26 protein-coding genes and 1 tRNA gene are annotated in these 24,696 nt (G+C 68.9%); 23 read left to right on the forward strand and 4 right to left on the reverse strand.

Features of this window, described 5'->3' with window-relative positions; translation table 11 throughout:
* Window positions 1–3: 3 nt before the first annotated feature.
* From FB157_RS08530 to FB157_RS08580, 11 genes are all read left to right on the forward strand, one after another.
* Entirely contained in the window at window positions 4–411 is a 408-nt protein-coding gene (locus FB157_RS08530; protein ID WP_261386211.1) for a hypothetical protein, read from the forward strand.
* 88 nt (window positions 412–499) lie between these two features.
* Window positions 500–895 carry a hypothetical protein gene (locus FB157_RS08535; protein ID WP_145877556.1) on the forward strand — a complete coding sequence of 132 codons (396 nt, stop codon included), beginning with the start codon at window positions 500–502 and terminating at the stop codon, window positions 893–895.
* Between the two features lie 120 nt (window positions 896–1,015).
* Entirely contained in the window at window positions 1,016–5,077 is a 4,062-nt protein-coding gene (locus tag FB157_RS08540) for a phage tail tape measure protein (protein ID WP_145877558.1), read from the forward strand.
* Between the two features lie 15 nt (window positions 5,078–5,092).
* Window positions 5,093–5,605 (forward strand): hypothetical protein, encoded by a 513-nt coding sequence (locus FB157_RS08545; RefSeq protein WP_145877560.1) that lies wholly within the window; start codon window positions 5,093–5,095, stop codon window positions 5,603–5,605.
* Window positions 5,606–5,608: 3 nt separating this feature from the next.
* Window positions 5,609–8,473 carry a hypothetical protein gene (locus FB157_RS08550; protein ID WP_145877562.1) on the forward strand — a complete coding sequence of 955 codons (2,865 nt, stop codon included), beginning with the start codon at window positions 5,609–5,611 and terminating at the stop codon, window positions 8,471–8,473.
* A gap of 11 nt (window positions 8,474–8,484) precedes the next feature.
* Window positions 8,485–9,039, forward strand: a complete 555-nt coding sequence (locus tag FB157_RS08555) for a hypothetical protein (protein WP_145877564.1) — start codon at window positions 8,485–8,487, stop codon at window positions 9,037–9,039.
* 11 nt (window positions 9,040–9,050) lie between these two features.
* Entirely contained in the window at window positions 9,051–9,248 is a 198-nt protein-coding gene (locus FB157_RS08560; RefSeq protein WP_145877566.1) for a hypothetical protein, read from the forward strand.
* 9 nt (window positions 9,249–9,257) lie between these two features.
* On the forward strand, window positions 9,258–10,061 hold the full coding sequence (locus FB157_RS08565; protein WP_145877567.1) for a hypothetical protein: 804 nt from the start codon (window positions 9,258–9,260) through the stop codon (window positions 10,059–10,061).
* Window positions 10,062–10,063: 2 nt separating this feature from the next.
* Entirely contained in the window at window positions 10,064–10,966 is a 903-nt protein-coding gene (locus FB157_RS08570; protein ID WP_145877920.1) for an endolysin, read from the forward strand.
* Between the two features lie 17 nt (window positions 10,967–10,983).
* Window positions 10,984–11,310, forward strand: coding sequence for a hypothetical protein (locus FB157_RS08575; protein ID WP_145877569.1), 327 nt, complete (start codon window positions 10,984–10,986; stop codon window positions 11,308–11,310).
* A gap of 17 nt (window positions 11,311–11,327) precedes the next feature.
* Window positions 11,328–11,624, forward strand: a complete 297-nt coding sequence (locus tag FB157_RS08580; RefSeq protein ID WP_145877571.1) for a hypothetical protein — start codon at window positions 11,328–11,330, stop codon at window positions 11,622–11,624.
* A 667-nt stretch (window positions 11,625–12,291) separates the two neighbouring features.
* Here FB157_RS08580 and FB157_RS08590 read toward each other — a convergent pair.
* A complete protein-coding gene (locus tag FB157_RS08590) occupies window positions 12,292–12,471 on the reverse strand; it encodes a hypothetical protein (RefSeq protein WP_145877575.1) in 180 nt (59 codons plus the stop codon).
* A 102-nt stretch (window positions 12,472–12,573) separates the two neighbouring features.
* Here FB157_RS08590 and FB157_RS08595 point away from each other — a divergent pair, with 102 nt between their 5' ends.
* From FB157_RS08595 to FB157_RS47190, 3 genes are all read left to right on the forward strand, one after another.
* A complete protein-coding gene (locus FB157_RS08595) occupies window positions 12,574–13,779 on the forward strand; it encodes a helix-turn-helix domain-containing protein (protein WP_145877577.1) in 1,206 nt (401 codons plus the stop codon).
* Window positions 13,780–13,951: 172 nt separating this feature from the next.
* Window positions 13,952–14,260 (forward strand): hypothetical protein, encoded by a 309-nt coding sequence (locus FB157_RS08600; protein ID WP_145877578.1) that lies wholly within the window; start codon window positions 13,952–13,954, stop codon window positions 14,258–14,260.
* A gap of 556 nt (window positions 14,261–14,816) precedes the next feature.
* A complete protein-coding gene (locus FB157_RS47190) occupies window positions 14,817–14,954 on the forward strand; it encodes a hypothetical protein (RefSeq protein ID WP_186581411.1) in 138 nt (45 codons plus the stop codon).
* A gap of 164 nt (window positions 14,955–15,118) precedes the next feature.
* Here the strand turns inward: FB157_RS47190 and FB157_RS08605 are convergent, their stop codons facing one another.
* Complete coding sequence (locus FB157_RS08605) at window positions 15,119–15,352, reverse strand: helix-turn-helix domain-containing protein (RefSeq protein WP_145877580.1); 234 nt, start codon at window positions 15,350–15,352, stop codon at window positions 15,119–15,121.
* A gap of 220 nt (window positions 15,353–15,572) precedes the next feature.
* Here FB157_RS08605 and FB157_RS08610 point away from each other — a divergent pair, with 220 nt between their 5' ends.
* On the forward strand, window positions 15,573–15,794 hold the full coding sequence (locus FB157_RS08610) for a hypothetical protein (protein WP_145877582.1): 222 nt from the start codon (window positions 15,573–15,575) through the stop codon (window positions 15,792–15,794).
* Here FB157_RS08610 and FB157_RS08615 read toward each other — a convergent pair.
* A complete protein-coding gene (locus FB157_RS08615; protein WP_261386212.1) occupies window positions 15,791–15,922 on the reverse strand; it encodes a hypothetical protein in 132 nt (43 codons plus the stop codon). The genes FB157_RS08610 and FB157_RS08615 overlap by 4 nt on opposite strands.
* A 150-nt stretch (window positions 15,923–16,072) precedes the next feature.
* Between FB157_RS08615 and FB157_RS08620 the strand changes: the two genes are divergently transcribed.
* From FB157_RS08620 to FB157_RS08650, 7 genes are all read left to right on the forward strand, one after another.
* Window positions 16,073–16,918 (forward strand): SAM-dependent methyltransferase, encoded by an 846-nt coding sequence (locus FB157_RS08620; RefSeq protein WP_385172669.1) that lies wholly within the window; start codon window positions 16,073–16,075, stop codon window positions 16,916–16,918.
* A 46-nt stretch (window positions 16,919–16,964) separates the two neighbouring features.
* Window positions 16,965–18,368 carry a glutamine synthetase family protein gene (locus FB157_RS08625; RefSeq protein ID WP_145877583.1) on the forward strand — a complete coding sequence of 468 codons (1,404 nt, stop codon included), beginning with the start codon at window positions 16,965–16,967 and terminating at the stop codon, window positions 18,366–18,368.
* Window positions 18,369–18,370: 2 nt separating this feature from the next.
* Complete coding sequence (locus tag FB157_RS08630) at window positions 18,371–19,522, forward strand: amidohydrolase family protein (protein ID WP_145877585.1); 1,152 nt, start codon at window positions 18,371–18,373, stop codon at window positions 19,520–19,522.
* 42 nt (window positions 19,523–19,564) lie between these two features.
* Entirely contained in the window at window positions 19,565–20,092 is a 528-nt protein-coding gene (locus FB157_RS08635; protein ID WP_186581424.1) for an NUDIX hydrolase family protein, read from the forward strand.
* 183 nt (window positions 20,093–20,275) lie between these two features.
* The gene (locus FB157_RS08640; protein WP_145877589.1) at window positions 20,276–21,070 is read left to right on the forward strand and encodes a hypothetical protein; all 795 of its coding nucleotides are present in this window, start codon (window positions 20,276–20,278) and stop codon (window positions 21,068–21,070) included.
* A gap of 91 nt (window positions 21,071–21,161) precedes the next feature.
* Complete coding sequence (locus tag FB157_RS08645; RefSeq protein ID WP_145877591.1) at window positions 21,162–22,493, forward strand: PP2C family protein-serine/threonine phosphatase; 1,332 nt, start codon at window positions 21,162–21,164, stop codon at window positions 22,491–22,493.
* A gap of 71 nt (window positions 22,494–22,564) precedes the next feature.
* Window positions 22,565–23,734 carry an MASE1 domain-containing protein gene (locus tag FB157_RS08650; protein ID WP_145877592.1) on the forward strand — a complete coding sequence of 390 codons (1,170 nt, stop codon included), beginning with the start codon at window positions 22,565–22,567 and terminating at the stop codon, window positions 23,732–23,734.
* Here the strand turns inward: FB157_RS08650 and FB157_RS08655 are convergent.
* Window positions 23,713–23,789: transfer RNA gene (locus tag FB157_RS08655), tRNA-Pro, on the reverse strand. The genes FB157_RS08650 and FB157_RS08655 overlap by 22 nt on opposite strands.
* 124 nt (window positions 23,790–23,913) lie before the next feature.
* Between FB157_RS08655 and FB157_RS08660 the strand changes: the two genes are divergently transcribed.
* On the forward strand, window positions 23,914–24,621 hold the full coding sequence (locus tag FB157_RS08660) for a transketolase (protein WP_145877594.1): 708 nt from the start codon (window positions 23,914–23,916) through the stop codon (window positions 24,619–24,621).
* Window positions 24,622–24,696 lie beyond the last annotated feature (75 nt).

Genomic DNA, 24,696 nt, shown 5'->3' on the forward strand with positions numbered 1-24,696 from the left:
CCCATGGCCAAGAGCTCCGGGTTGGGCTGGACAACGGCCTCTGTGGACGATGCGTCCGGCACGCCGCAGACCATCAAGAACGATTTCACCAACCTGCAGTTCGCCACCCCGCGTGGCGTGCAGGACATCACCGGTATCGACAAGTCGGCCTACGAGCGGCTGCTGCTGCTGGCCGACTTCAGCATCACGCTGAACGGCGTGTTCAACCCGGCGGCGAACATGTCGCACGACGTGTTCAAGACCGTCCCCTCCACCAGCGTGAACCGCACCGTGACGCTCACGGTGTCCGGCAAGACCCTCGCCAACGAGTGTCTGTTCACCGACTACCCGCTCACCCGCGCCGAGTCCGGAGAACTCACCTTTGCTGTGCCTGGCGTCCTTGCTGACGGCGCGGTACCCACCTGGAGCTAGGACCAAGTCACAGAAATAGTCCGCCAGTTGACTGCAATCTCGGACGACAGTTCAACGGGGGCACCTGCCCGCACCAGGAGAGATGAACATGGGCTACAAGCGCAACCCGAAGGTGTACCACCTGAAGTTCGAGGGCGAGTACGACGGCCTCGAAGTCCGGGTGCGAAGCCTGTCCATGGGGCAGCTGATCGCGGCCCGCACCGACAACGACGACGGCGGCAGGGACGGCACCGAGGCTATGGTCGAGCTGCTCGCCGAGCGGCTCGTCGACTGGAACCTCGAAGACGAGGACGGGGCTCCGGTGCCGCCCACCCTTGACGCGATCAAGGGCGAAGACCACGACATGATCATGGCGATCATCACCCAGTGGACCAACGCCGTGGCAGGGGTGCCCGCCCCTTTGGAGCAGCCCTCACCCGCTGGCGAGACTTCCCCGGTGGCATCCATTCCGACGGAAGCATTGTCACCGAGCCTCGCGAGCTGACCTACGCCAAATTCATCCTCGGCCTCGCCGACCGCTGGCACAAGCTGCCGTCCGAGATCGAAGCCGAGCCCGCCGAGACCTTCCGCCTGCTGGAGATCGAACGATTGGGGGTGAATCCGGATGAACGTGGTGGAGATCCTGGTTACGGCTAAGGACCTGACCGGCCCGGCCATGGCCAGCGTCAACGCCAAGGTCAACAGTGCTGGCTCGGGGATGCGGGCCTTCCACAAGACCGCCCTCCTCGCCGGGGCTGGTCTCGCGGCGGTCGGTGTCGAGTCGGTGAAGATGGCCGCCAAGTTCGACTCCAGCATGGCTCTCCTGCACACGCAGGCAGGGGTGGCCAAGGACCAGATGGGGGTGTTGAAGAAGGGCGTTCTCGACCTGGCCGGCAAGGTTGGTCAGGACCCGGATTCGCTCGCCGAGTCGCTGTTTCACGTTGAGTCGAACTTCGAGTCGATGGGCATCAGCTCCCAGAAGGCGTTGAAGCTGACCGAGACCGCCGCCAAGGGCGCCACCGTCGGTCACGCCGACCTTGTCGACGTCACCAACGCGCTCACTGCCGCTGTCGCCTCCGGTATCCCTGGCGTGCAGAACTTCGACAAGGCGATGGGTGTCCTGAACGCCACCGTCGGTGTCGGCGACATGAAAATGCAAGACCTCGCCAACGCATTCGGCTCCGGCATGGTCGCCACCGTCAAGGGCTTCGGCCTGTCCATTCAGGACGTCGGCGCCGCCCTCGCCGTGTTCGGCGACAACAACATCCGCGGGTCGCTGGCCGGTAACCAGTTGCGCATGTCGGTGATGGCGCTCGGCAAGCCCGTCTCCACGGCGAAGGACGCCCTCGACAAGCTCGGCCTGAAGACCGACACCCTCGCCAAGGACATGCAGAAGGGCGGCCTCAAGCTCGCCCTGGAGGACCTCGTCGGCAGGATGAAGGCCGCGGGGATCTCCTCGAAGGAACAGGGGCAGATCATCACGGACGCGTTCGGCCGGAAGGCCGGCGCGGGCCTGAACATCCTGGTGTCCCAGTTCGACCGGCTGGAGTCGAAGTACCCGGCTTTGGCGGAGGGTGCGAACAAGTTCGGTTCGGCGTGGGCTGACACGCAGAAGACGTTCGCATTCCAGATGAAGTCTCTTCAGTCCAGCTTCGACGCCCTGATGATCAGTATCGGGACGAAGCTGATCCCGCCTCTGCAGAGCTTCGTCAGCCTGCTCCTCGAACACAAGGGCGCAACTGTAGCCGCGACAGCAGCGCTCGCGGGGCTCCTCGCCGCCACTGTTGCTGTCTCCGTCGCCATGAAGGCCGCTGCCGCAGCCCAGGTGTTGTGGGCGGCCGGCGGGCGGGCCCTCGCTGGCCTGAAGGGCGTGTTCGAGTCGGTCGCTCTGCGCGCCATGTACATGCGTGAGGCGTTCGTCGTTGCTGGTGGTGGCGTGGCTGGTCTGCGGGCTGCGTTTGCTTCGCTGGGCGCAGTGGCGAAGGCGTCTGTGGTGGTGGGCGGTCTCGCGTTGCTGGCTCTGGCCGTCGCGAAGATCGCCGATCTGGGGAAGAGTGCGCCGCCGGACATTGACAAGCTGACCACGTCGTTGAAGGGCTTGTCGTCGTCGGGGAAGTTCTCGGGCGAGTTGCAGAAGACGTTCGGCGACATGGACGGTTTGGTCGCCAAGGTGAAGGAGCTGGGTCAGAAGTCGGAGCAGATGAGCCAGCATCCGTTCGGGTTCAAGATTCCGGGGCTGGACGATCTCGCCGACAAGATCAAGGGCAGTATCCACAACATCACCGACGGGAAGGACTCCCTCGACTCGCTGAAGGGCGATTTCAACAGCCTCGACCAGGCCATGGCCGGGATGGCGCAGAACGGGTATGCGCAGGTCGCCGCGAAGGATTTCGATCAGATGCGGGACGCCCTGAAGGGCGCCGGGTATTCGACGAAGGACATCAACGCACTGTTCCCGCAGTACACGGCCGCGCTGGCCGGGCTGAAGTCCGAGCAGGAAGTCACCGCCCAGAGCATGGGTTTGTTCGGTGACGCTGCGGTGGCGACGCAGAAGAAGCTTGACGGGGAGGCGCAGTCCGCGAAGGGCCTCGAACAGTCGATCATGGCGTTGAACGCGGTGCACCGTGGCGCATACGACGCTGAGACGGCGTTCTATCAGGCCATGAGTGATGCGCAGAAAGCCGTCAAGGAGAACGGCCGCACCCTGAATCTCAACAGCGACGCGGGCCGGAAGAACCGCGACGTTCTGTCGCAGCTGGCAGCGAAGACCGAAGACCTCGTCGACAAGAAGAACAAGGAACACGTCGCTTGGGACCAGGTCGACAAGACCTACCAGAAGGGCCGGAAGTCCCTCATCGACGCCGCGATGGCGATGGGCGACACCCGGGCGCAGGCGACGAAGCTTGCCGATGAGCTGTTGAAGGCGCCGAAGGCCAAGGCTGTTCAGGTCAAGCTGGAGAAGAAGGCCGCCGAGGCAGACCTGAACGCGTTCAACGCGGCGCTGAAGCGGTCCCCGGGTAGCAGGTCGGTGACGCTGAAGACCTTGAGTAGCACCGCCGAGCAGGTGTTGGAGGGGTTCGGGTTCAAGGTCCAGCACCTGAAGAACGGCTCCGTCCGGATCACGGCTGCGACGGGCGGCGCCCTCGCTGGGATCCGGAACGTGGCCGGGGCGATTGCCTCGCTGCACGATAAGACCGTCAGCATCACCTCGATCCACAACATCATTACCCGCAGCCAGACGTACAGGTCGGTGCACGACATTGTCGGCGCGACCGGCGGCCTGTACACCGGCAAGCAGTTCCGGTACGCCGACGGCGGCCTCGTCCAGGGCCCCGGTACCGGTACCTCGGATGATGTGCCGGCGCCGTGGCTCAGCAACGGCGAGTTCGTCATCAAGGCCTCCGCGGTGAAGAAGTACGGCGAGGGGTTCCTGCAGCGCATCAATGACGGCGACTACGAGGGCCCGAAGTACGCCCGGGGCGGCAAGGTCACGAAGGCACAGCAGCGCGCGAAGGCGCAGGCTCAGGCGGAAGCGCAGGCCCGGCACGACGCGTGGAGCCAGCTGACGATCTCCCACTTCGGACAGATGGCAGGCTACAAGCGCTCCGAGTTCGGGTCGGCGCTGGGCAAGCCGCAGGATCTCGGCTCGCTGGTGAACGCGCTGAACCAGTGGCGCGGCATCATCCAGAAGGCCACGCACGGGCGCACTGAAAGCCGCCTGCTGAAGCAGCTCGACTCGGCGGGCAAGAGCTTGCTGAAGTGGGAGAAGCAGCTCACCTCGGTGACGGCGAACCTGTCGAAGGCGAAGGACAAGCTCGCCTCGCTGAAGGACGCGGCGGCGCAGCTGCGGGACAGCGTGAAGGGCAACCTGCTGTCGTCGGCGAACATCACCCGCGGGGCCGGTCCGGACAGCACGGTGACGCTGTCGTCGATCAGGTCGGGTATGCGGATCAGCAAGGACAAGGTGACCGCGTTCGCGGCCGCGCTGAAGCAGCTGAAGGCGAAGGGCTTCTCGAAGTCGATCATTCAGCAGGTCGCTGAGGCCGGTATCGACGGCGGCGGCCTGGAGACCGCGGGTGCCCTGCTGCAGGCGTCCGCGTCCGAGGTCAAGTCCATCAACCAGACCCAGGCGGACATCGAGAAGGCCGCCGGCAGGGCGGGCAAGACGACCGCTGACGCCGTGTACGAGAAGGCCATCAAGGCCCAGGAGAAGTACGTCAAGAAGCTCGAAGAGCAGCAGAAGAAGCTCAAGGACTCGATGGACCGTCTGGCGAAGGCCATGGAGAAGGCGATCGAGAAGGCCTTCCACCACGGCAAGAAGGCGTCGGGCGGCATCGTCGGCGCCGCCGCATCGGGTGGCCTGCGCTCGTCGCTGACGTGGGTGGGTGAGCAGGGCCCGGAGCTGCTGGACCTGCCCGCCGGTGCACGGGTGTGGTCGAACCCCGACAGCCGGCGGAAGCTCGCTCAGGGGCAGGCGCCGTGGGCGTCGATGCTCACCGCTCCCCGCCGCGCCCCTGCCGCGGTGGCTGCGGGGATGGCGCCGGCGGCCGGGGATGGTGGCCCGCTGGTGATTCAGGTCCGGATCGGTGAGCGGGACTTCGGTGAGCTGTGGGTGGACACGGGCCGCAAGGAAGTCCGCGCCCGCGGGTCACTTGAGGCAACGCTTCGGCCGCCGCGCGGCCGATAGAGGAGAGGAACGAGAGTGCCCTACACGACCTGGAACGGACCGGCGCCCACCACGGCGGCGCTGGCGTCCGTCACGACCGGAACGGCCATCAAGACCATGCTGCAGCTGGCCACTCCGGCGAGCCGCATGATTCAGATCCTGGAGTGGGGATTCTCCCTGGACGACCCGCCCGGCGCGGACGGTGTCATCGAGCTGCTGCAAACCGACGTCGCCGCCACGGTGACCGCGCACGTGGCCGCCACAGGGATCGTCAACCTGGACCCGAACGGCACTACGTCGCTGCTGACGGTGGGCACCAGCGCGACCGGGTACACGGCAACGGCCGAGGGCACGATCACGGCGACGCGCCCGTTCGACGCCGTCTCACTCAGCTCGGTCTCGGGTGAGTCCGGCCTGTCCTACGTGCGCACGTTCATGCCCGACGACAGGCCCGCCGTCGCGGTGTCGAAGTTCCTCCGTGTCCGTGCGACCACCCCGACCACGGCCAGCGACATGCGGTGCTGGGTCACCTTCCAGGAGGTGGGCTGACCTATGCCGGGGCTCGTCCCACAGATAGCGGCGCTACGGCGCCGCCTGGCGATCACCCTTGCGCCCGCGCGCGCCAGTGGGGAGGCGTCCAACGGCGAGCCCGTACAAGTCGAGCTGTTCATCGGCGGGGCGTGGGTGGACATCACCGCGACCTCATCTGTCCTGGTCCGCGACGACAGCGGCAACATCGCGATCACCAAGGGCATCCGCGACGAGGGATCCCAGACGGACCCGTCGACCTGCGCGCTGGAACTGAGGAACACTGACGGCCGGTTCTCCCCGCGGAACCCCAACGGTCCGTACTACGGGCTGATCGGCCGGAACACCCCGGTACGCGTATCGGTCCCCGACGGCAACGGCGGCAAGTCCTACCGAATCTGGGGCGAGATCTCCGAGTGGGTCCCCAACTGGGACACCTCCGGCAGCGACGTGTGGACGGACGTGTCCGCGTCCGGGATCCTCCGCCGCCTCGCACAAGGGCCGGCGCCGGAACGGTCGGTCATCTACAACGCGATCACCGACCCGCTGCCCTCCAGCGTGGTCGCGTACTGGCCGATGGAAGACCCGACCGGGTCCACATCGCTCGCGTCCGCTCTCACCTCCGGGTCAGCGATGACTTGGACCGGCGTACCCGTCCTCGCCTCGTACTCCGGGTTCACGGCGTCCGACCCACTCCCGGACCTCACCTCAGCCACCCTGTCCGGCGGCGTCACCAAATACGCCGACCCGACAGCCACACAGGTCCGGTTCCTCGCCTACATTCCAGCGGCCGGCCTGGGGCTGGGCAAGGTGTTGGTGGCGATCGACCAGCTCGACTACAGCGCCGGAGCCTCCCAGTTCTGGGAGGTGTTCTACGACACCGCCACCACCTCTTTCACGATCCGCACGTGCGCCGACGATGGCACCGTGCTGGGCGCCGAACTTCAGCACAGCCTCGACGTGCGGGGCCGCCTCCTCTACGTCAGCGTGGAACTCCAGGAAGCCGGCGCGAACATCACGCGGACACTGCGGCTGAAGGACGTCTCCAACTCCCGGACGTACACCGTGTCCGACACGGTTTTCACGACGCAGCTGACCCGCGTCACGCGTGTGCAGTTCGGGCCCGCGTCCAGGGCCGTGTCGGGCGCGGCCGGGACCGCGAACCTGCCGGGCGTGGCAGTTGGCCACGCGACGGTGGAGAACGCCATCACGGACATTGCGGCGCTCGGTGTCCGTCTGAACCCGATCGGGGAGACCGCGGGCCGCCGGATTCAGCGGTTGTGTGACGAGGCGGGCATTGCGTTCGGCTGGGTCGGTGACCTCGACGACACCGTGCCGCTCGGCGCGCAGAGCAAGGCCAACACGTTGTCGCTCGTTCAGGAGGCAGTCCTCGCCGACGGCGGCATCCTGTACGAAAACCCGAGCGTGCTCGGCCTCGGCTACCGCACCCGCGCCTCCCTGCACAACCAAGACCCGGTCGTGACGCTGGACTACACAGCGGGCCAGCTGGACGGATCGAAGATCCCGACACCGGTCGAGGACGACAGGTACATCCAGAACAAGGTCACCGTCACCTGCAGCGGCGTCTCGCAAACGGCAGAGGAGACGTCCGGGACCCTGTCCACGGCGCTCCCCCCGGCCGGGGTCGGCGTGTACGGGCAGGAGACCACCCTCAACCTGGCCAGTACGGACGAAGCAACGCTGCTGGACCAGGCGGCATGGCGCGTCCACCTGGGCACCGTGGATGAGGCACGCTTCCCGCAGATCTCCGTGAACCTTGCCCACCCGTCGATCACGGCGGACATGCGGCGCGCCATCATCGGGATGCGGCTCGGCGACCGCATCCAGATCACCAACCCGCCCGCCTGGCTGCCGCCCGACACCATCGACCAACTCGTCCTCGGCATCAGCGAGACCATCACCCGGCTCGAGCACAAGTTGACGTTCCAGTGCGCGCCGGCCAGCCCGTACTCGTCGATCGGTGTCCTCGACGACGCCGACAGCAGGATCGACACGGACGGATCGGAGCTGGTCGGGACCCTCACGACCACAGACACCGTGGCCGGCGTGCAGCCGTCATCCGGATTCGACGGGTTGTGGACGAAGGACCCTGCTGATTTCCCGCTGGACGTCGAGATCTCCGGCGAAGTCATCCGCGTCACCAGCATCGCGGATCTGGTCACGGACACGTTCGGCCGGACTGTGTCGAGCAACTGGGGCACCAACGACAGCGGCCTGACGTGGACGCTCGGTGGTGGCAGCGCGTCGGACTACTCCGTCGGTAGCGGCGTGGGCGCGCACCTGCTGTCCACCATCGGGAACTCCCGGCGGTGCACGGTGGGCACGACGATCACCGATATGGACATGTACGTCAGCATCACCGCAGATCAGCTCGCGACCGGGGACTTCCTGGCTGGCGGGCTGGCTCAGCGATTCCTCGACTTGGACAACCTGTACAGCGCGCAGTTGCGGTTCACGACGTCGACCACCATCCAAGTGGTGATCATCAAACGGGTTGCCGCGACCGAGACAATCCTCGGCACCTACACGATGGCCGCTGTGACCTTCGTGGCGGGCACGTTCTACCGGCTCCGGTTCAAGGTGAACGGATCACTGCTGCGGGCGAAAGCTTGGCTGGCGACGGACGCGGAAACCCCGGAGTGGCAGGTGTCCGTGATGGACGGCGACCTCGTGACCCCGACGTTTCTCGGGGTCCGGTCGATCGCCGGATCAGCCTCCACCAACGTCAACCCGTCGATCAAATATGACGATTTCGCGGTCGTCTCCCCGCAACGCTGGTCGCTGACCCGCTCCATCAACGGCGTCGTCAAAACCCACAGCAGGGGCGAGGCCGTTTCCCTCGCTACCCCCACCTATCTCGCCCTGTAAGGAGGCGCATCGTGGCTGAGGCCTACCCCACGCCCCTCGCGGGGCAACGGATCACCGCATCACTGCTGCGCAGCATGCAACCCCAGACGCTCAGGAAAACGGCGGACACCAGCATCACCGCCAGCACGTCACCGACAGCCGACCCCCACCTGACCTTCTCCGCCGAGGCCAACGCCGTCTACACATGGTGGGGCTGGCTGAAGTACGACGGCGCGACCGCCGGGGACCTGCTCGTTTCTTTCACCGCACCATCCGGCTCCCTGGGCGAGTGGGCCGGGCATGGCACCGGTATCACCGTGATCGGGTCGCAGTCCACGCCGACGCTGGAAACCGACACCGTCCGCACCAACGGATACATGATCCGCACCGAATCCAACGACGTCACACAGAGCCGCAGCTTCGGCGCCCTGGGCGTCGGCAACGCCCTGTCGGTCTTCATCAAGGGCACGCTCCGGGTCGGGTCGACAGCCGGAACGTGGGCGGTGAGCTGGGCACAGAACGCCTCCAACGCGACAGCGACGACGCTCTACACCGACAGCTACATCATGCTCCAGCGGATCGCCTGAGAAGGGACCCCATGGCCACCTACGTGATCACCGGGCGGAACGGCAGCAACGAGCCGCTGGTATCGGTGAGCATCTCCGGGATCAGCCAGGACGCACCGATCGTCGACGAACTCGACGTGGTGAACGCGCTACGCCAGTACCTGGACGGTGTGGCCGGGGTGTCGGTGGTAGTGGCGCAGAAGTACGAGCAAGTCATAACGACCGTGTAGGAGCCCCAGTTGAGGACAGAGCATCTCCCCGAGCGCGGCGGCCCGTTCCGCCTCGGACGGCACGTCGAACACGATCCGCGCTCCCTGCGGTACGCGCACGGTGTGCTGCCGGAATCGACGGTCCGACCGGTGCAGTGGCAGCGGCGCGTGGACATCTTCGACCAAGGCTCGTTGGGCTCGTGCACGGGCAACGCGGCCGCCGGCGTGCTGGCCACGGACTCCGCGGCGGGCCCGGGAGCGACCTCGGTGACAGTGAAGGGCGTTGCCCGGCCGGTCGACGAGGCGCTAGCGGTCGACCTGTACAAGATGGCGACGACGCTCGACAGCGTCCGCGGCTCGTATCCGCCCGACGACACGGGCTCCTCGGGGCTGGGGGTGGCGAAGGCCCTCAAGGGCTGGGGGTTGGCGTCCGGGTACACCCACGCGTTCTCTCTCACCGCCCTCAAGTCGGCGCTGCAGTCCGGCCCGGCGATGATCGGGATCATCTGGCTCAACAGCATGTTCGACCCCAAGGGCGATGGCACGCTCCCGGTCGACCGCAAGTCCGGGCTGGCCGGCGGCCACGAGATCGTCGTGTCCGGCTGGGACGGGAAGCGGTTCCGCCTCGACAACAGCTGGGGCGGCTCGTGGGGCGACGCGGGGTCGTGCTGGGTGGCCGAGACGGACATGACGTGGCTGCTCACGCAGGACGGCGACGTGACCGTGCCCGCGCTTACCCGGGCGCCGACGCCGACTCCTGGCCCGATCCCCGACGACCCTGACCTTGCGCTGGCACTGGCCATGCGTAAGTGGCTCACAGAGACAGGACGATGACCATGGTCGACCTCTGGATGCCCGGTGCCGCCAGACACGATGTCGGCGACCACGCCCCCACCGACGGGCAGTACCCGGCGCGCGTAATCGCGCACATCACGTGGGACAAGAACGCCACCGCGGGAAAGCCCATCGATCACGTCAGCTTCGAGGCGCTCCTGAACTACTTCACCACCTCAGGTGTCGGCATGGCGCCGCATCTGATCTGGGACCCGTTCACCGGGCAGATCGTGCAGCTGTACCCGGCCGACTCCCGGTCGAAGTCAGTCGTCGACCTCGCGGGCGGGACCCGGACCAACAGGGCGGGGAAGTACGTGATCCAGATTGAGGCCGTGTTCTTCCCCTACACCCGCTACGGCGGAAAGGTGTACGCCACCCTCGCGGACACGCCGTGCAAGGGCTGGGCTGACATCAACGCCTGGACGCGCTCCCTGGGGATCCCGGACGCCTGGCCGATGGGACATCCGACCTCGTTCGCTCCCAACCGCAGCGAGTCGGTGTGGGAGAAGCAGGGCGGCTGGTACGGCCACAGCCAGGTGCCCGAGAACACCCACCAGGACCCCGGGAGCTGGCCCGCATTCGTCAGCCCCCCGCCCCCGTCGCAGCCGCCGGCCAAGCCGCGGGTGTCGCTGGCGCACGTGGTGGCCGCGGCCCGCAAGGACCCGTCGGCCGTGCAGGGCCACACGACGTACCGGGCGGAAGTCCTCGTCGTGGAGAAGGCGCTGCAGGCGGAGAAGCTGCTGGCCGCGCAGTACGTGGACGGCTCGTTCGGGTCGCTGACCGTCAACGCGTATGCGCGCTGGCAGAAGCGGCTTGGCTACTCGGGGACGGCCGCCGACGGCATTCCCGGCATGACCAGCCTCAAGAGACTCGGCGCGAAGCACGGCTTCGACGTCGTCGCATAACACCCTCAGGAGAAACCATGACCGTCAACCTCGACGCCGCCTACTGGCTGGGCCTCGTCACCTCCGTCGTCCTCCCGGTCCTCGTCGGCCTCGTCACCACCCGCGTCACGTCCGCCGGGACGAAGGCCGTCCTGCTGCTCGCCCTGTCCACCGTGAACGGGTTCGTCGTCGAGTACGCGGGCCCGCACGACGCCGGGTACAGCGTGGGTACCGCCGCGGTCCTCGCGCTCGTGTCCTTCGGCACGGGTGTGCTGGCGCACTTCGGGCTGTGGAAGCCGACCGGCCTGTCCGGTAAGGCGCAGGACTCCCTCGTCACGTCCGGCTCACACGCCGCCAGCGCCTGACCAAGGAGAGATAGCACGTGCCCGACGAGCCGACTCTCGGTGAGGTCGTCCGCCGCTTCGAGGATCGGCTCGCCGACGTCCGAGACGACATCCAACAACTCGGCCGACGTCTGGACGACAAGGTCGACCAGAAGTTGTACGACCTGCGACATGAGGCGCTCGCCGCCCGGGTGGCCACGTTGGAGACGTTGCGGGAGAAGGACACCGAGAAGCTCGTTGCGACGCGGCGGTGGCTGATCGGCGCGGTGATCGTGCCGCTCATCGGGATCCTCCTCCCAGTGATATTGCTGCTGACACAAGGGGCCAAATCGTGAGCCGGTCACAGATCCGAGCGGAGGAGCGCCGGTGGCGGCGCGGTGATGTGCTGGCCGCTGTGGGAGCGTTGCTGCTGGGCGCGGTGCTGGCGTGGATCGTCCTGAGCGTTGAGAGTTTGGGCCAACGGCTGGAGACAGCGAATCAGGCACGGGATGCGTTGGCGTCCCAGGTGCAGAGGCTGGGTGCGACGCCTGTTGCGGGAACGCCCGGGAGCCGGGGTGAGCCGGGTGTGAGTGTGACGGGGCCGCCGGGTCCGCAGGGTGAGCCGGGGGTACCTGGCCCGTCTGGTTCGCCGGGGCCGTCGGGTAAACCGGGGAAGGCTGGTACAGCGGGCACGAGCGGGGCGCCGGGCTCGCCGGGCGCGGCTGGCCCGACTGGGCCTGGAGGCCCTGCCGGGCCGCAGGGTGAGCAGGGTCCGGCTGGTCCGCAGGGCGAGAAGGGTGAGAAGGGCGCGACCGGGGAGCAGGGGCCTGCGGGTTCGGCTCCGTCTGGGTGGACGTTCACGGATGGGCAGGGCGTGACGTATGAGTGCACGCCGGATACGGACGGGTCGACGCACTACACCTGCCGGGCCACGAGCAGCCCGAGCCCTAGCCCAGGGAACGGGAACGGGGGTGGGGGCGGGTCGTTGCCGCTGGCGTTGGATCCGCAGCGCCGCCAGTACGCCTAAGCCGCCTCAACAACCTTGGCGCGTATGGCGGCCGCCCACTCCTCGTACAGCCGTTCCAGGGCCGCTCGCCCTTCCCCGCTGAGCTGCACGCGCGGGTCCCGCCATAGACGACGGATGTCCTCGTTCACGGCCGCAGCAGAGCGCACGACGCCCGGAGGCAGAGGGCTGGGGGACATGGGACCAGCCTATCGACCACAGACCGCATTCACGCATGCCGGTTCCGCCAGATTCCAGCCGCAGTACCGTAGACACCTACATACCTTCTGGCGGGGGTACACATGACCACATCGATCGGCGACCGCATCCGTAGCCTGCGCGAGTTCCGCGACCTCACCCAGGAAGGCCTCGCCTCCCGCGCCGGCGTCAGCGTCGACACCATCCGCAAGCTAGAGCAAGGCGTCCGGCAGTCCGCGCGCATGCACACGCTGCGCTCTCTCGCAAGGGCTCTCGATGTCCAGCTGGAGCGACTGGTAGGACAGCCCACTGTGACCCAGCAACTGCAGGACGACGGCGGCCTCATCGCACTGCGCGACGCCATCCAGGACATCGACGCCCTGCCCGGAGTCCCTGTCGGCGACGACCTGGAGGACCCTCCAGCAGAGCAGGCGTGGGTCGACAGCGTGAAGGCGGCGACCGCGCAGTACTGGCGGGGCGAGTATTCGCAGCTGTCCGCCACGCTGCCGCTGCTGCTGCGGGACGGTCGTGCGGTCGCCCGGCAGACGCCGACGGAGCGGGTGTGGCAGCAGCTCGCGCTGGCCTACCAGATCGCCGCCTGCCTGGCTACGCAGGCCGGGCATCCGGATTGGGCGTATTCGGCGGTCGAAAAGCAGCTCGCCGCGGCCGCGCGCGCGAGCGATCCGCTGATGGAGGGCATGGGGGTGTCCACGCTGTCGTGGGTGCTGCTGCGGCAGGGCCGGTGGGAGCAGGCGCAGGACATTGCGGTGCGCAAGGCGGAGGCGCTGGAGCCGTCGTTCATGAAGGGCACGCCCGCGCAGTTCGCGGTGTACGGCAATCTGCTGGTGGCTGCGGCGACACCGGCGGCGCGTCGTGACGACCACGACCGGGCCATAGAGTTGCTGTCCGGGGCTGAGGCTGCCGCGGTCCGTTCGGGCCCGGTCCGCGCGTATGGCACCGCTTTCTCGGTGACGGATGTGCGAACGCAGAAGGTGAACATCGCGCTGGCCGGGTCGGAGAACCGGCCGGAGCAGGCGCTGGAGTTCGCGGGAGAGGTGCGGCTGGGGGAGATCTCCCGGCCGGTGCATTCGGCCGCGTACCGGGTCGACGTGGCGCAGGCGCAGTATCAGACCGGCGACAGTGAGGGTGCGCTCGCCACCTTGTTGGAGGTGGAGGAAGACCAGCCGGAGTGGATCAAACTGCAGGTACTGGCGTCGGCCACCGTGCGGGAGATGCTGGAGGCGGAGCGCCGCCGCAACACGCCGTTGAGGTCGCTGGCCGCACGACTGGGCGTCGACCCCTCCCTGTAGTCGGGGTAGGACAACACGTCCTACCCGAGGCAGAATTGACGGAGCGACTGATGCACTTTGTCGCTGGGCTGTGATCACGCACGTACGTAGCGTGAACTCACATGAGGCGGCGCCGCCCAACCCCCGCCAGGCAGCGGGCGGCGCCGCACACCACAGCCCGAAGGAGCGCGCCGTGAGTACCGCCGTCGTCGACCTGCTGCCCCTGCCGCCGCGTGACGGCCTCACCGAGGAGCAGGCCCGCGGCGCCGCCTGCATCTGGGACGCCACCCCGCTCACTACCACCACGGCCATCGACCTCGGCGAGCAGCAAGCCGCCGACGGCACCCACTGGTTCCCGCGGGCCTGCCGGCCGTGCACTCTGCCGCGGGCGATGCAGGCCCTTCAGTTGCACTCCGGGGCGTGTGAGCAGTGCGTCGACGACTACACCCAGTGCCCGACCGGGCTGGCTCTGGTCCGGCTGGTGAGAGAGGCACGCCGGTGATCTGCGTCCGCTGCAGCCTGCCGATCGGGCGGGGCGATGGTTACCGGGCGGTTGACCACCACTCGGCGTCGGGGCCCGGGACGACCGTGTACGTCCACGAGCAGCGCTGCCGGCCCGCACCACAGCAGACCTACCCCGAGCGGCCTCCGGAGCGCCACAGGCCCCGACGCCGCCGATAGCACGCCACCCCAGGACTCCGGCGAAGGGTGACAGAGCAGGCGGTCAGTCGTTGGGCGCGGTGTCACCACTCGAACGGCTCTACCAAGGAGACCCGCACACCCAATGGCTGCCATCTGCCCCAACTGCCATTTGCCGGAAATGATCGCGTACGTCGTTAACGATGAGGGGCTCCACCCCTTCCCGTGCCTGGAGTGCAACACCGGCACCGTCCGCTCCAGCCCACACGGGCACCTCACCGGAGCGACGCCCTGCGCCACCGATGGCTGCCAGGGCTCTGTACGCGATGACTACCTGTACGACGCCAAAGGACGTCTGTCCAAGCTGACCCGGATCAGGTGCGGGTTCTGCGGGACGGACAAGACTCAGGAGGTACACCATGCCGCAGATCATCGAGAACATCGGGTGCCCGACCCCCGGGTGCGGGGGTTCGCGGGCGGATATCTGGGAGACCGATGAGAACGGTAACAAGATCGCGCGGGTCGGCAGCCAGCCGTGCGGGCAGTGCGGGCAGTGATCTGACCTACCGCGCCTGAACTGGCCCCGTTCGTCCGTCTCCCCCGTGGCGGATGGGCGGGGCCTCCTGCTGCCCTGTAGCCCGCCGCAAAAAATTCTGCGGGTGGCGCGACGGACGCCCTGTCCTCCCGCGTAGAGCAGATGTCAGGGCCGTGAGGCTGCCCGTCAGCGAACGAGGTCGGCGAGCGGGACGTTGAGGGCGTCGGCGATGAGGAGCAGGTGATCAAGGTGTGTTGAGTGGGTGCCTTGCTCGATCCGGTTGATCGTTTTGCGGTCGAGGCCCGTCAACTCGCCTAACTTCTCCTGACTGAGTTGACGGTTCCCGCGAGCTGCGCGGATGGCGTCTCCGATGACCCGGCGTCGGGTGAGTACCCAGTCGGGCAACGGATCAGATGGCACGGATACACGCTGGTCAACAAGCTGATCATTGTCTGTACCATCGTTGGTACATCGCGAGTGTGATCTCCGGCCGGAGCGCAACCCCCTAAAGATTAAAACACTCGTTCGAGTGAGGTGATATTTGACCTATTGTCAACAGGGAACCCGCAGATCAACGATCTGTGTGCACCCTTCAACCAACCCGGCCACGCCCGCGCCATCAGCAGCAAGCGAGACCCACATGCCCGATGAGCAGTCCCGGCCCCACCCAGGACCCCTCACCGACCTCCAGCGCGCACGCATCGACTACGCCACCCGCGACCTCGAATACGCGCGCGCCGAAGACCTCGCCCAGATCGACCCCGCCGGACTCGTCCTCATCATCGAGCGCCTCCGCACCCGCCTCGACGACATGCTGCAACTCATCGACGAGACCACCAGGCCCAGGGACCGCCAGAACTAAGGACGGGTCATCAACCGCATAGCGTCGTCCAGCAGGGTGCCGTCCATGTCGGTGACGACGAGCCGGATGTCGGCGGGTCCGGCGGGCAGGCCGGGGACTTCGAGCAGGGACGCGGGCGTGGCGGGCATGTCCTTCTTCCGGTCGGTGACGGGATACGCGGTGGGCGGGCGGGTAGGAACCGAAGGCTCCAGTGTTCCTCATACGACCGGGTGCCTCGGAGGGTGGCCAAGCCCTCACGCTGCGCGTTTCCCCGGACAGCGCGATCGACCGGGGGCACAATGACCACGACAACCCCACAGGAGAAGGGCGGCGACGTGAGCGCGGGCGACTCCCCGACGGCCGGACCGGCGAGGCTGAACACCTCCGTGGCGCACAACGCGCGGGTCTGGAACTACTGGATCGGCGGCAAGGACAACTACGAGGTCGACCAGCAGGTCGGCGAGCACATCGCCGGGATGTTCCCGGTGATCCGGTCGGTGGCCCGTGCGGACCGGGACTTCCTGGGCCGGGCGGTGCGGTTCCTGGCCGAGGAGCGCGGCCTGCGCCAGTTCCTCGACGTCGGCACCGGGCTCCCGACGGTCGACAACACCCACGAGATCGCCCAGCGGATCGCGCCCGAGTCGCGGGTCGTGTACGTCGACAACGACCCGATCGTGCTCGTGCACGCCCGCTCCCTGCTCACCAGCTCCCCCGAGGGCGTCACCGACTACATCGACGCCGACGTGCACGACGCGGACACCATCGTGCGCCGCGCCGGCGACACACTGGACCTGGACCGACCGGTCGCGGTGATGATGCTGGGCATCCTCAACTTCGTCCTGGACACCGACGCGGCCCGGGACATCGTGCGGCAGATCATGGCGGCGGTCCCCTCCGGCAGTCACCTGGTGCTCACCCACCCGACCTTCGACGCCGAGGTGGGCGGCGAGGGCAACGTCGCCGCGATGGAGTTCTGGAACGCCAACGCCACCCCGCCGATCACCGCCCGCAGCCGCGCCGAGATCGCCTCGTTCCTCGACGGTCTGGAGCCGGTCGAACCGGGTCTGGTGCCGTGCTCGCGGTGGCGCGCCGGGCCCGACGCCGCCGCGGTACCGCAGTACGGCGCGGTGGCCGTGAAACCCTGAGCCCGACGACACCGGGGCCTGGGCTCCGGCCCGCCGAGGAGGACGTATGACCACCCTTGCCGACCCGGTGCCCGGCGGACGCCCCGGCGACCTGCGCCGGGTGGCCGCGCTCACCGCCGAGCTGGCCGCCCGGGGCGTGCACGGGATCGTCCTTGCCTATGTGGACACGGCGGGCATCGGCCGGGTCAAGACGATCCCGACGGCACGCCTGGAGGCCGCCGTGTCCTGGGGTGTCGGCATGTCGCCGGTGTTCGACACGTTCCTGGCCGACGACTCGATCGTCACCACCGACGTCCTCGGCTCCCCGGACGGCGACCTCAGGCTCTACCCGGACCTCGACCAGCTGGTGGTCCTGGCGGGGCAGCCCGGCTGGGCGTGGGCGCCCGTGGACCGGATCACGCAGGAGGGCGAGCGGCACCCCGGCTGTGCCCGGACCTTTCTGCGCCGGATCGTCGCCGACGCCGCCGACCGGCACGGCCTCGCGTTCAAAGCGGCCGTCGAGGTCGAGTGGGCGGTCGGCCTCGACACGGCGCCCGGTACGGACTTCGTCCCGGCGGTCTCCGGGCCGGCGTACGGCGCGACCCGGCAGATCGAGCTGAGCGACTACACCGCCGACCTGCTGGCGGCGCTCGTGGCACAGGGCGTGGACGTCGACCAGATCCATCCCGAGTACGCGGCCGGGCAGTTCGAGGTCTCGGTGGGCGCCCTGGACCCGGTGGCGGCGGCCGACCGCAGCGTGCTGGTGCGGCAGACGGTCCGGGCGGTTGCGCGGCGGCACCGGCTGCGGGTCTCCTTCGCACCCGCGGTCCTGCCCGAGGGCGTCGGCAACGGCGGCCATCTGCACCTGTCCTGCTGGCGCGGCGGGGTGAACCTGCACTCCGGCGGCGAGGGCCGGTACGGAATGACGGCCGCGGCGGAGTCGTTCGTGGCCGGGGTGCTCGCCCGCCTGCCGGCGCTCACGGCGGTCACCGCGCCGAGTCCGGCCAGCTATCTGCGGCTCAAACCCTCCCGGTGGGCGGGCGTGTTCACCGCCTGGGGCCGGGAGACCCGCGAGGCCGCGCTGCGGATCGTCACCGGCACGGCGGGCCGCCGGGACCGGGACGCCAACATGGAGATCAAGCCGGTCGACCTGGCCGCCAACCCCTATCTGGCGCTGGGCTGTGTCATCGCCGCCGGCCTCGACGGGATGACGACGTCCCTGCCGCTGTCCGAGGAGATCACCGGGGACCCGGCCCGGTACGGCCCGGACGAGGCGGCCGCCCGCGGGGTCGAGCGCCTGCCGACCTCGCTGCCGCAGGCCGTCGAGGAGTTCCGTGCCGACCAGGTCCTGCGGGCCGCGCTGGGCCCGGTCCTGGCGGACGCGGTGACCGCCGTACGGCTCGGGGAGGCGGCCGCCGTGGACGGGCTGGACGACGCGCAGGTGGCGGCCGCCTACCGCTGGAAGTACTGACGATGCCCGCTACCGGCCCCGTCGACGAGATGCTCGCCGCGCTGCCGCTGGTCGACCACCACTGCCACGGCGCCGTCACGGCCGATCTCGCGCCCGGGCAGTTCGAGTCGCTGATCACCGAGGGCGAGGCCTGGCCCGGCAGCTCGACCTTCGACAGCCCGGTCGGCGTGGCCGTACGCCGGCACTGCGCCCCCCTGCTGGACCTGCCCCGGCACGCGCCCCCGGCCGACTATCTGGCCCGGCGTGCCGAACTCGGCTGGCGCGAGGTCAACCGCCGGTTCCTGACCGCCGCGGGAGCCGAGGCCTTCTGCGTGGACACCGGCTACGCCCCGCACCCCGTCACCTCCCCCGCCGAACTGGCCGAGGCCGCGGGCACCACCGCCGCCCACGAGGTCGTACGGCTCGAGCAGGTCGCCGAGGCCGTGGCCGCACGGGGCGTGGAGGCGGGCGAGTACGCGGCCGTGTTCCCGGCGGCGGCCGAGGAGGCCGTACGGCGACCCGGAGTGGTCGCGGTGAAGTCCGTGGCCGCCTACCGCACCGGCTTCGCGCTCGCCCCCGAGCGCCCCGCGCAGACGGAGGTGGCGGAGGCCGCCCGGCGCTGGCTCGCGGACGGCGGACGCCTGACCGACCCGGTCCTGGTACGGCACCTGCTGTGGACGGCCGTCGACCTCGGCCTGCCCCTCCAGCTGCACACCGGCTTCGGCGACGCCGACCTGCGACTGCACCACGCCGACCCCGCCCTGCTCACCGACTGGCTGCACCTGACGGCCGGCACGATCCCGGTTCTGCTGCTGCACTGCTGGCCGTACCACCGCCAGGCGGCCTACCTGGCCACGGTGTTCGAGCAGGTGTACCTGGACGTCGGGCTGGCCCTGCACTACACCGGCCCGGCCCGCTCCCGGGCGGTGCTGGAGGAGGCGCTGGAGATCACCCCGTTCCGCAAACTGCTGTACAGCTCGGACGCCTACGGTGTGGCCGAGTTCCACCACCTGGGCGCGCTGTCCTTCCGGCAGGGGCTGGCCGGAATGCTCCAGTCCCGGGTGGACGCCGACGAGTTGAGCCTGCCCGACGCCCTGCGTATCGCGGCCTGGACGGGCCGTGACAACGCCCGCCGACTGTACGGACTGCCCGCAAACGATCCGGCCCGCGACTGAGCGCGCGCCCCACCCGGAAAGTATGATCAAGCAATGTCTGACATGACCGAAACCACGCCCGGCTGGCTGACCACGGACGAGCTGGAAATGGCCCGGGCCCGGATGCCGATCCTGTACGTCGAGGCCGTGCCCGTGCGTGTGGACGACAGCGGCGAAGTCACGAGCATCGGACTGCTGCTGCGCATCGGCCCGGACGGAACGGTCAGCCGGACGCTGGTCTCCGGCCGCGTCCTGCACCACGAGCGGGTCCGTGACGCCCTGCTGCGCCATCTGGAGAAGGACCTCGGCCCGGTCGCGCTGCCCCGGGTGCCGGCCTCCCTGCAGCCGTTCACGGTCGCCGAGTACTTCCCGACGGCCGGCATCACGCCGTACCACGACCCGCGCCAGCACGCGGTGTCCCTCGCCTACATCGTCCCGGTGACCGGCGACTGCCGGCCCCGGCAGGACGCACTGGACCTGGTGTGGTTCAGCCCCCAGGAGGCCGCCTCGCCGGCCGTGCAGAGCGAGATGCCGGGCGGGCACGGAGTGCTGCTGAGGCAGGCCCTCGCCCACGTGGGTGTCGTGTCCTGACAAAGGCCGCCTGGGTGACTGGCCTGCCTATCAGGCCAGTCAGGGCCCTGACCAGGACTTTCCCCAATGCTTTCAGGTTGTGTTCAGCTCTGCGGCGGCCTGTGGCAACACCTGCACCAGAAGCCTCAAAACTATGGCAAAGGGGTCTGGGGAAGGGGCAGTTGCCCATGCGAGGGTGCGGCCATGAGTACAGAGCACGTCCTCGACCAGCGGTCCCACGCCCCTGGCCGCGCCCGCATCCGTGCGGCCGCGAACAAGGTGCCCGAGGTCACCGTCTACTTCTGGATCATCAAGGTCCTCACCACCGGCATGGGCGAGACCGCGTCCGACCTCCTGGCGCACCTGCTCGGCCCGGTCCCGGCGGTCGGCCTCGGCGGTCTGGCCCTGGTGGCGTCGCTCGCGGTGCAGTTCGCCGTCCGCCGGTACGTGGCCTGGGTCTACTGGACGGCGATCGTCATGGTCAGCGTGTTCGGCACCATGGCGGCCGACGTCCTGCACGTGGGCATCGGCGTGCCCTACACCCTCTCGACGCCGCTCTTCATGGTCGCCCTGGCCGGCGTCTTCGCCCTCTGGTACGCGAGCGAGCGGACCCTGTCGATCCACAGCATCCACACCCGCCGCCGCGAGGCGTTCTACTGGGCGGCCGTCCTCGCCACGTTCGCGCTCGGCACGGCCGCGGGCGACCTCACCGCGTCCATCGGCTTCGGCTACCTCGGCTCGGCGGTCCTGTTCGCCGTTGCGATCTGCGTCCCGGCCCTCGTCCACGGGGCGGGCACCCTCGGCGCGGTGCCCGCGTTCTGGACGGCGTACGTCATCACCCGTCCCCTCGGCGCCTCGATCGCCGACTGGATGGCGCTGGAGCCGCACCGGGGCGGCCTCGGACTGGGCCTCGGCCCGGTGACGCTGTCCTGGACGGTGGCCATCCTCGGGCTGGTCGGCTACCTCGCACTCTCCCGAAGGGATGTCTCCAACACCTGATTCGCCCGGAACGCCCGATTTCGCTCAGCGATGCCACAATCAGAAGGCGACGCAGCCGCTTGATCGGATCGTGCCAGGAGGCCGGGACACCATGGCGAGGCAGAGGGAGGGGAGACCGCCCAAGCAGCCGCACCTGCCCGACCTGCATGTGCAGCTGCGTTCCGAGCTGGGCCGGATCGACGACCAACTGCGCGACCTGCTGTCCGCCATGGACCGGCTGCAGGGACTGCTGGACGCGGTCGTGGCCATCAGCCGAGAGGTGGAGCTGCCCGCGGTGCTGCACCGTATCGTCACCACCGCCATGGACCTGGTAGGCGCCCGCTACGGGGCGCTGGGGGTGCTCAACGAGTCCGGGGAGCGCCTGGAGAAGTTCATCACGGCCGGACTGACCGAGCAGGAACGCAATGATCTGGCCAGCGTCGGCCTGCCACGGGGTCGGGGTGTCCTCGGCCATCTGATCCGCCACCCCGAACCCCTGCGGATCGAGGACATCCCGGCCCATCCCTCCTCCACCGGCTTCCCGCCCGGCCATCCGTGCCTGCACACCCTGCTCGGCGTCGCCATCACCGTGCGCGGCGAGATCTACGGCGATCTCTACCTCTCCGAGCGGCACGACGGCCAGCCCTTCGACGTGCACGACGAGAACGTCGTCCTCGCCCTGGCCAGCGCCGCCGGCATCTCGATCGAGAACGTCCGGCTGTTCGAGCGGGTGCGCGTGGGAGCCGAGCAGTTCCAGCGGCTCCTGCTGCCCACCCTGCCCGACCTGCGGCCTTTCACGGCCGCTGCCATCTATCAGCCCGCCGCCCAGCCCAGTCAGCTCGGCGGGGACTGGTACGACGCCATTCTCCTGCCCGACAACGTCGTGGCCGTCGTCATCGGCGACGTCGTCGGGCACGATCTGCATGCCGCGGCCGCCATGGCCTCCACCCGCAACATGCTGCGCGCTCTGCTGTTCGACCAGAGCAATCCGCCCGGCACGGTCCTCACCCATCTCGACCGGGCCCTGCAGGCCACCAACAATCCCGTCACGACCACCACTCTGGCCCGTATCGAACCGGAGGGACCGGGCTGGCGAATGCACTGGAGCACCGCGGGCCACGTCCCGCCCCTGCTGATCACCCCTGAGCACCGGATGGACTTCCTGTTCGCCGAGCCCGGCCTGCCGCTCGGGGTCGACACCGAGCAGACGCGCCCCGACCACTCCCGCTTCCTGCCCCCGGCCGCCACCGTGGTCTTCTTCACCGATGGGCTGATCGAACATCCCGCCCATTCCATCGACGAGAGCCTGGCCGAGCTGGCCAAGCTCGCCGCGGAACATGCCGCCCTGCCCCTGCCGGAGTTCGTCCGGGCACTGGCGGAGCACCACCCCAGCGACGGTCACGACGACATGGCCATCCTCGCCCTGCGCACTCCGGACGCCTGAGCGATGGCATGGAGGTTCCGCGGGATCCGACGGATGATGGGCTTCGGGGCGATGGACACGGAGGTCGCCCGATGGCTGTCGCACCGCATGAACGGCTCGGGCGGGCCGGGCTGGCCGTCCTGGAGATCTGTGTCGTCGCCGGGCTGTATTTCGGCGCGGCCAAGGTGGGACTGCTCCAGCAGCTGGTGCGCGGCCAGGTCACACCGCTGTGGCCGCCCAGCGGTATCGCGGTGGCGAGCCTGCTCCTGCGCGGCCCGCGGGTCTGGCCCGGGATCGCGCTCGGCGCGTTCCTGGTCAACTTCCCGCTGGGGCCGTCGCTCCCGGCCGTGCTGGCGATCGTGGTGGGAAACACCCTCGCACCCCTGTGCTCCTGCTGGCTGCTGCACCGTGCCGGGTTCCGCAAGGAGCTGGACAGCTTCCGGGACGCGCTCGCCCTGATCTTTCTCGGCGCGTTCACCGGGATGCTGGTCAGTGCGACGACGGGCACCGGGACCCTGGTCCTGTCCGGGGTGCTCACCCCCAGCGACTTCTGGCCCACGTGGTCGGTCTGGTGGACCGGCGACGCCATGGGTGTCCTGGTGGTCACGCCGGTCCTGCTCGTCCTGAGTTCGGCCCGCTGGCCGAGGGAGGCGACATCGGCCCGCTGGGTGGAGGGGCTGCTGCTGGTGGCTGCCGTTGCCACCATCGGTTACATCGAGACCAGCCGTACACCGCTGCTGTTCCTCGGCTTCCCGCTGCTGGTCTGGGCGGCCTTCCGCTTCCAGCTGGCCGGGGCCGCGCCCTGCGCGCTGGCCGTGTCGACCTTCGCGATCATCGCCGCCGGCCGGCAGACCGGCCCGTTCTCAGGTCGCGACCTGCTCACCAACATGATCACCCTGCAGGCGTTCAACGGTTCTGCCGCACTGACCGCTCTGCTGCTCGCGGCCGTCGTCAGCAAGCGGAACACGGACCGGATGGAGATCGAGCGGGCCTGCCGTCAGCTCGCCGGGATGGCGGCCAGGATCGCCACTGGCGATCACGGCCCGACCCTTCCCGACGGGGAGGGCGAGAGTCCCGCGAGGACGGACGCGGACACGAATGCGGACACTGATGCGGATGCGGATGCGGATGCGGATGCGGGAACAGGAACAGGAACGGAAGCGGACACGGGAACGGACACGGACACGGAAAAGGCCGTCTCCTCATCCCTGAGAAGACGGCCTCCGACCGGCAACAAAGCTGGTCGGGACGACAGGATTTGAACCTGCGACCCCTTGACCCCCAGTCAAGTGCGCTACCAAGCTGCGCCACGTCCCGGTGCCCGTTTGACCTGGGGTTTCCCCGGTCGAAACGCGCAGGGAAACAATACCGCACTCGGGTCGGTGGTCGCGCACGCTTTCCGGTTGACCTCAAGCTTGGTTGAGGTTGCACGATCTTCGACATGAAGATCGCAGCGGGCGACACCCGCACCTACGGCTACGACGACCTGCCCCGGCTCATGGCGCTCATGACGGGCGACGAGAAGCACGGCCCCGCGGCCACCTCCACGCTCGACGCGCTGTGGGTGCTGTACGACCGGGTGCTCCGGGTGACGCCGGAGCGGCGCGAGGATCCCTCCCGGGACCGGTTCCTGCTGAGCAAGGGGCACGGGCCGATGGCGTACTACGCGGTGCTCGCGGCGAAGGGCTTCGTGCCCGTCGAGTGGCTGCCGGGGTTCGGGGCGTACGACTCCCCGCTCGGGCATCACCCCGACCGGGTGCTGGTGCCGGGGGCCGAGATCGGCAGCGGGTCGCTGGGGCACGGGCTGCCGATCGCCGTGGGCAGCGCGCTGGGGCTGCGTGCGCAGGGGCTGCACGAGCCGGGTGTCTGGGTGCTGATCGGGGACGCCGAGCTGGACGAGGGCAGCAACCACGAGGCGATCGCCTTCGCGGGGCCCGCCGGGCTCGAACGACTGCACGCCGTCGTGATCGACAACTCCTCCGCCAGCCATGCCCGGCCCGGCGGGATCGCCGCCCGCTTCGAGGCCGCGGGCTGGTCCGCGGTGACCGTCGACGGGCGGGACCACGAGGCCCTGTACGCCGCGTTCACCGCGCCGCACCCGGGGCGTCCGCACGTGGTCGTCGCCCGCGTGGAACCGAAGAACGCCTGATCCCTCCGGTCCTTCTCGTACCTCGCGTTCGTCCCGTCCGTCCCGTCCGTCCCGTCAGAACTCACTGGAAAGGGT

The organism is Streptomyces sp. BK340 (genome assembly GCF_007827595.1).
Lineage (GTDB): Bacteria > Actinomycetota > Actinomycetes > Streptomycetales > Streptomycetaceae > Streptomyces.

Excerpts from the sequence above, each read along its gene's own strand:
- FB157_RS08530 (WP_261386211.1), top strand. The coding sequence starts at position 4 with ATGGCCAAGAGCTCCGGGTTGGGCTGGACAACGGCCTCTGTGGACGAT.
- FB157_RS08535 (WP_145877556.1), top strand. The coding sequence starts at position 500 with ATGGGCTACAAGCGCAACCCGAAGGTGTACCACCTGAAGTTCGAGGGC.
- FB157_RS08540 (WP_145877558.1), top strand. The coding sequence starts at position 1,016 with ATGAACGTGGTGGAGATCCTGGTTACGGCTAAGGACCTGACCGGCCCG.
- FB157_RS08550 (WP_145877562.1), top strand. The coding sequence starts at position 5,609 with ATGCCGGGGCTCGTCCCACAGATAGCGGCGCTACGGCGCCGCCTGGCG.
- FB157_RS08560 (WP_145877566.1), top strand. The coding sequence starts at position 9,051 with ATGGCCACCTACGTGATCACCGGGCGGAACGGCAGCAACGAGCCGCTG.
- FB157_RS08570 (WP_145877920.1), top strand. The coding sequence starts at position 10,064 with ATGGTCGACCTCTGGATGCCCGGTGCCGCCAGACACGATGTCGGCGAC.
- FB157_RS08575 (WP_145877569.1), top strand. The coding sequence starts at position 10,984 with ATGACCGTCAACCTCGACGCCGCCTACTGGCTGGGCCTCGTCACCTCC.
- FB157_RS08590 (WP_145877575.1), bottom strand. The coding sequence starts at position 12,471 with ATGTCCCCCAGCCCTCTGCCTCCGGGCGTCGTGCGCTCTGCTGCGGCC.
- FB157_RS08595 (WP_145877577.1), top strand. The coding sequence starts at position 12,574 with ATGACCACATCGATCGGCGACCGCATCCGTAGCCTGCGCGAGTTCCGC.
- FB157_RS47190 (WP_186581411.1), top strand. The coding sequence starts at position 14,817 with ATGCCGCAGATCATCGAGAACATCGGGTGCCCGACCCCCGGGTGCGGG.
- FB157_RS08610 (WP_145877582.1), top strand. The coding sequence starts at position 15,573 with ATGCCCGATGAGCAGTCCCGGCCCCACCCAGGACCCCTCACCGACCTC.
- FB157_RS08615 (WP_261386212.1), bottom strand. The coding sequence starts at position 15,922 with ATGCCCGCCACGCCCGCGTCCCTGCTCGAAGTCCCCGGCCTGCCCGCC.
- FB157_RS08620 (WP_385172669.1), top strand. The coding sequence starts at position 16,073 with ATGACCACGACAACCCCACAGGAGAAGGGCGGCGACGTGAGCGCGGGC.
- FB157_RS08625 (WP_145877583.1), top strand. The coding sequence starts at position 16,965 with ATGACCACCCTTGCCGACCCGGTGCCCGGCGGACGCCCCGGCGACCTG.
- FB157_RS08630 (WP_145877585.1), top strand. The coding sequence starts at position 18,371 with ATGCCCGCTACCGGCCCCGTCGACGAGATGCTCGCCGCGCTGCCGCTG.
- FB157_RS08635 (WP_186581424.1), top strand. The coding sequence starts at position 19,565 with ATGACCGAAACCACGCCCGGCTGGCTGACCACGGACGAGCTGGAAATG.
- FB157_RS08640 (WP_145877589.1), top strand. The coding sequence starts at position 20,276 with ATGAGTACAGAGCACGTCCTCGACCAGCGGTCCCACGCCCCTGGCCGC.
- FB157_RS08645 (WP_145877591.1), top strand. The coding sequence starts at position 21,162 with ATGGCGAGGCAGAGGGAGGGGAGACCGCCCAAGCAGCCGCACCTGCCC.
- FB157_RS08650 (WP_145877592.1), top strand. The coding sequence starts at position 22,565 with ATGGCTGTCGCACCGCATGAACGGCTCGGGCGGGCCGGGCTGGCCGTC.
- FB157_RS08660 (WP_145877594.1), top strand. The coding sequence starts at position 23,914 with ATGAAGATCGCAGCGGGCGACACCCGCACCTACGGCTACGACGACCTG.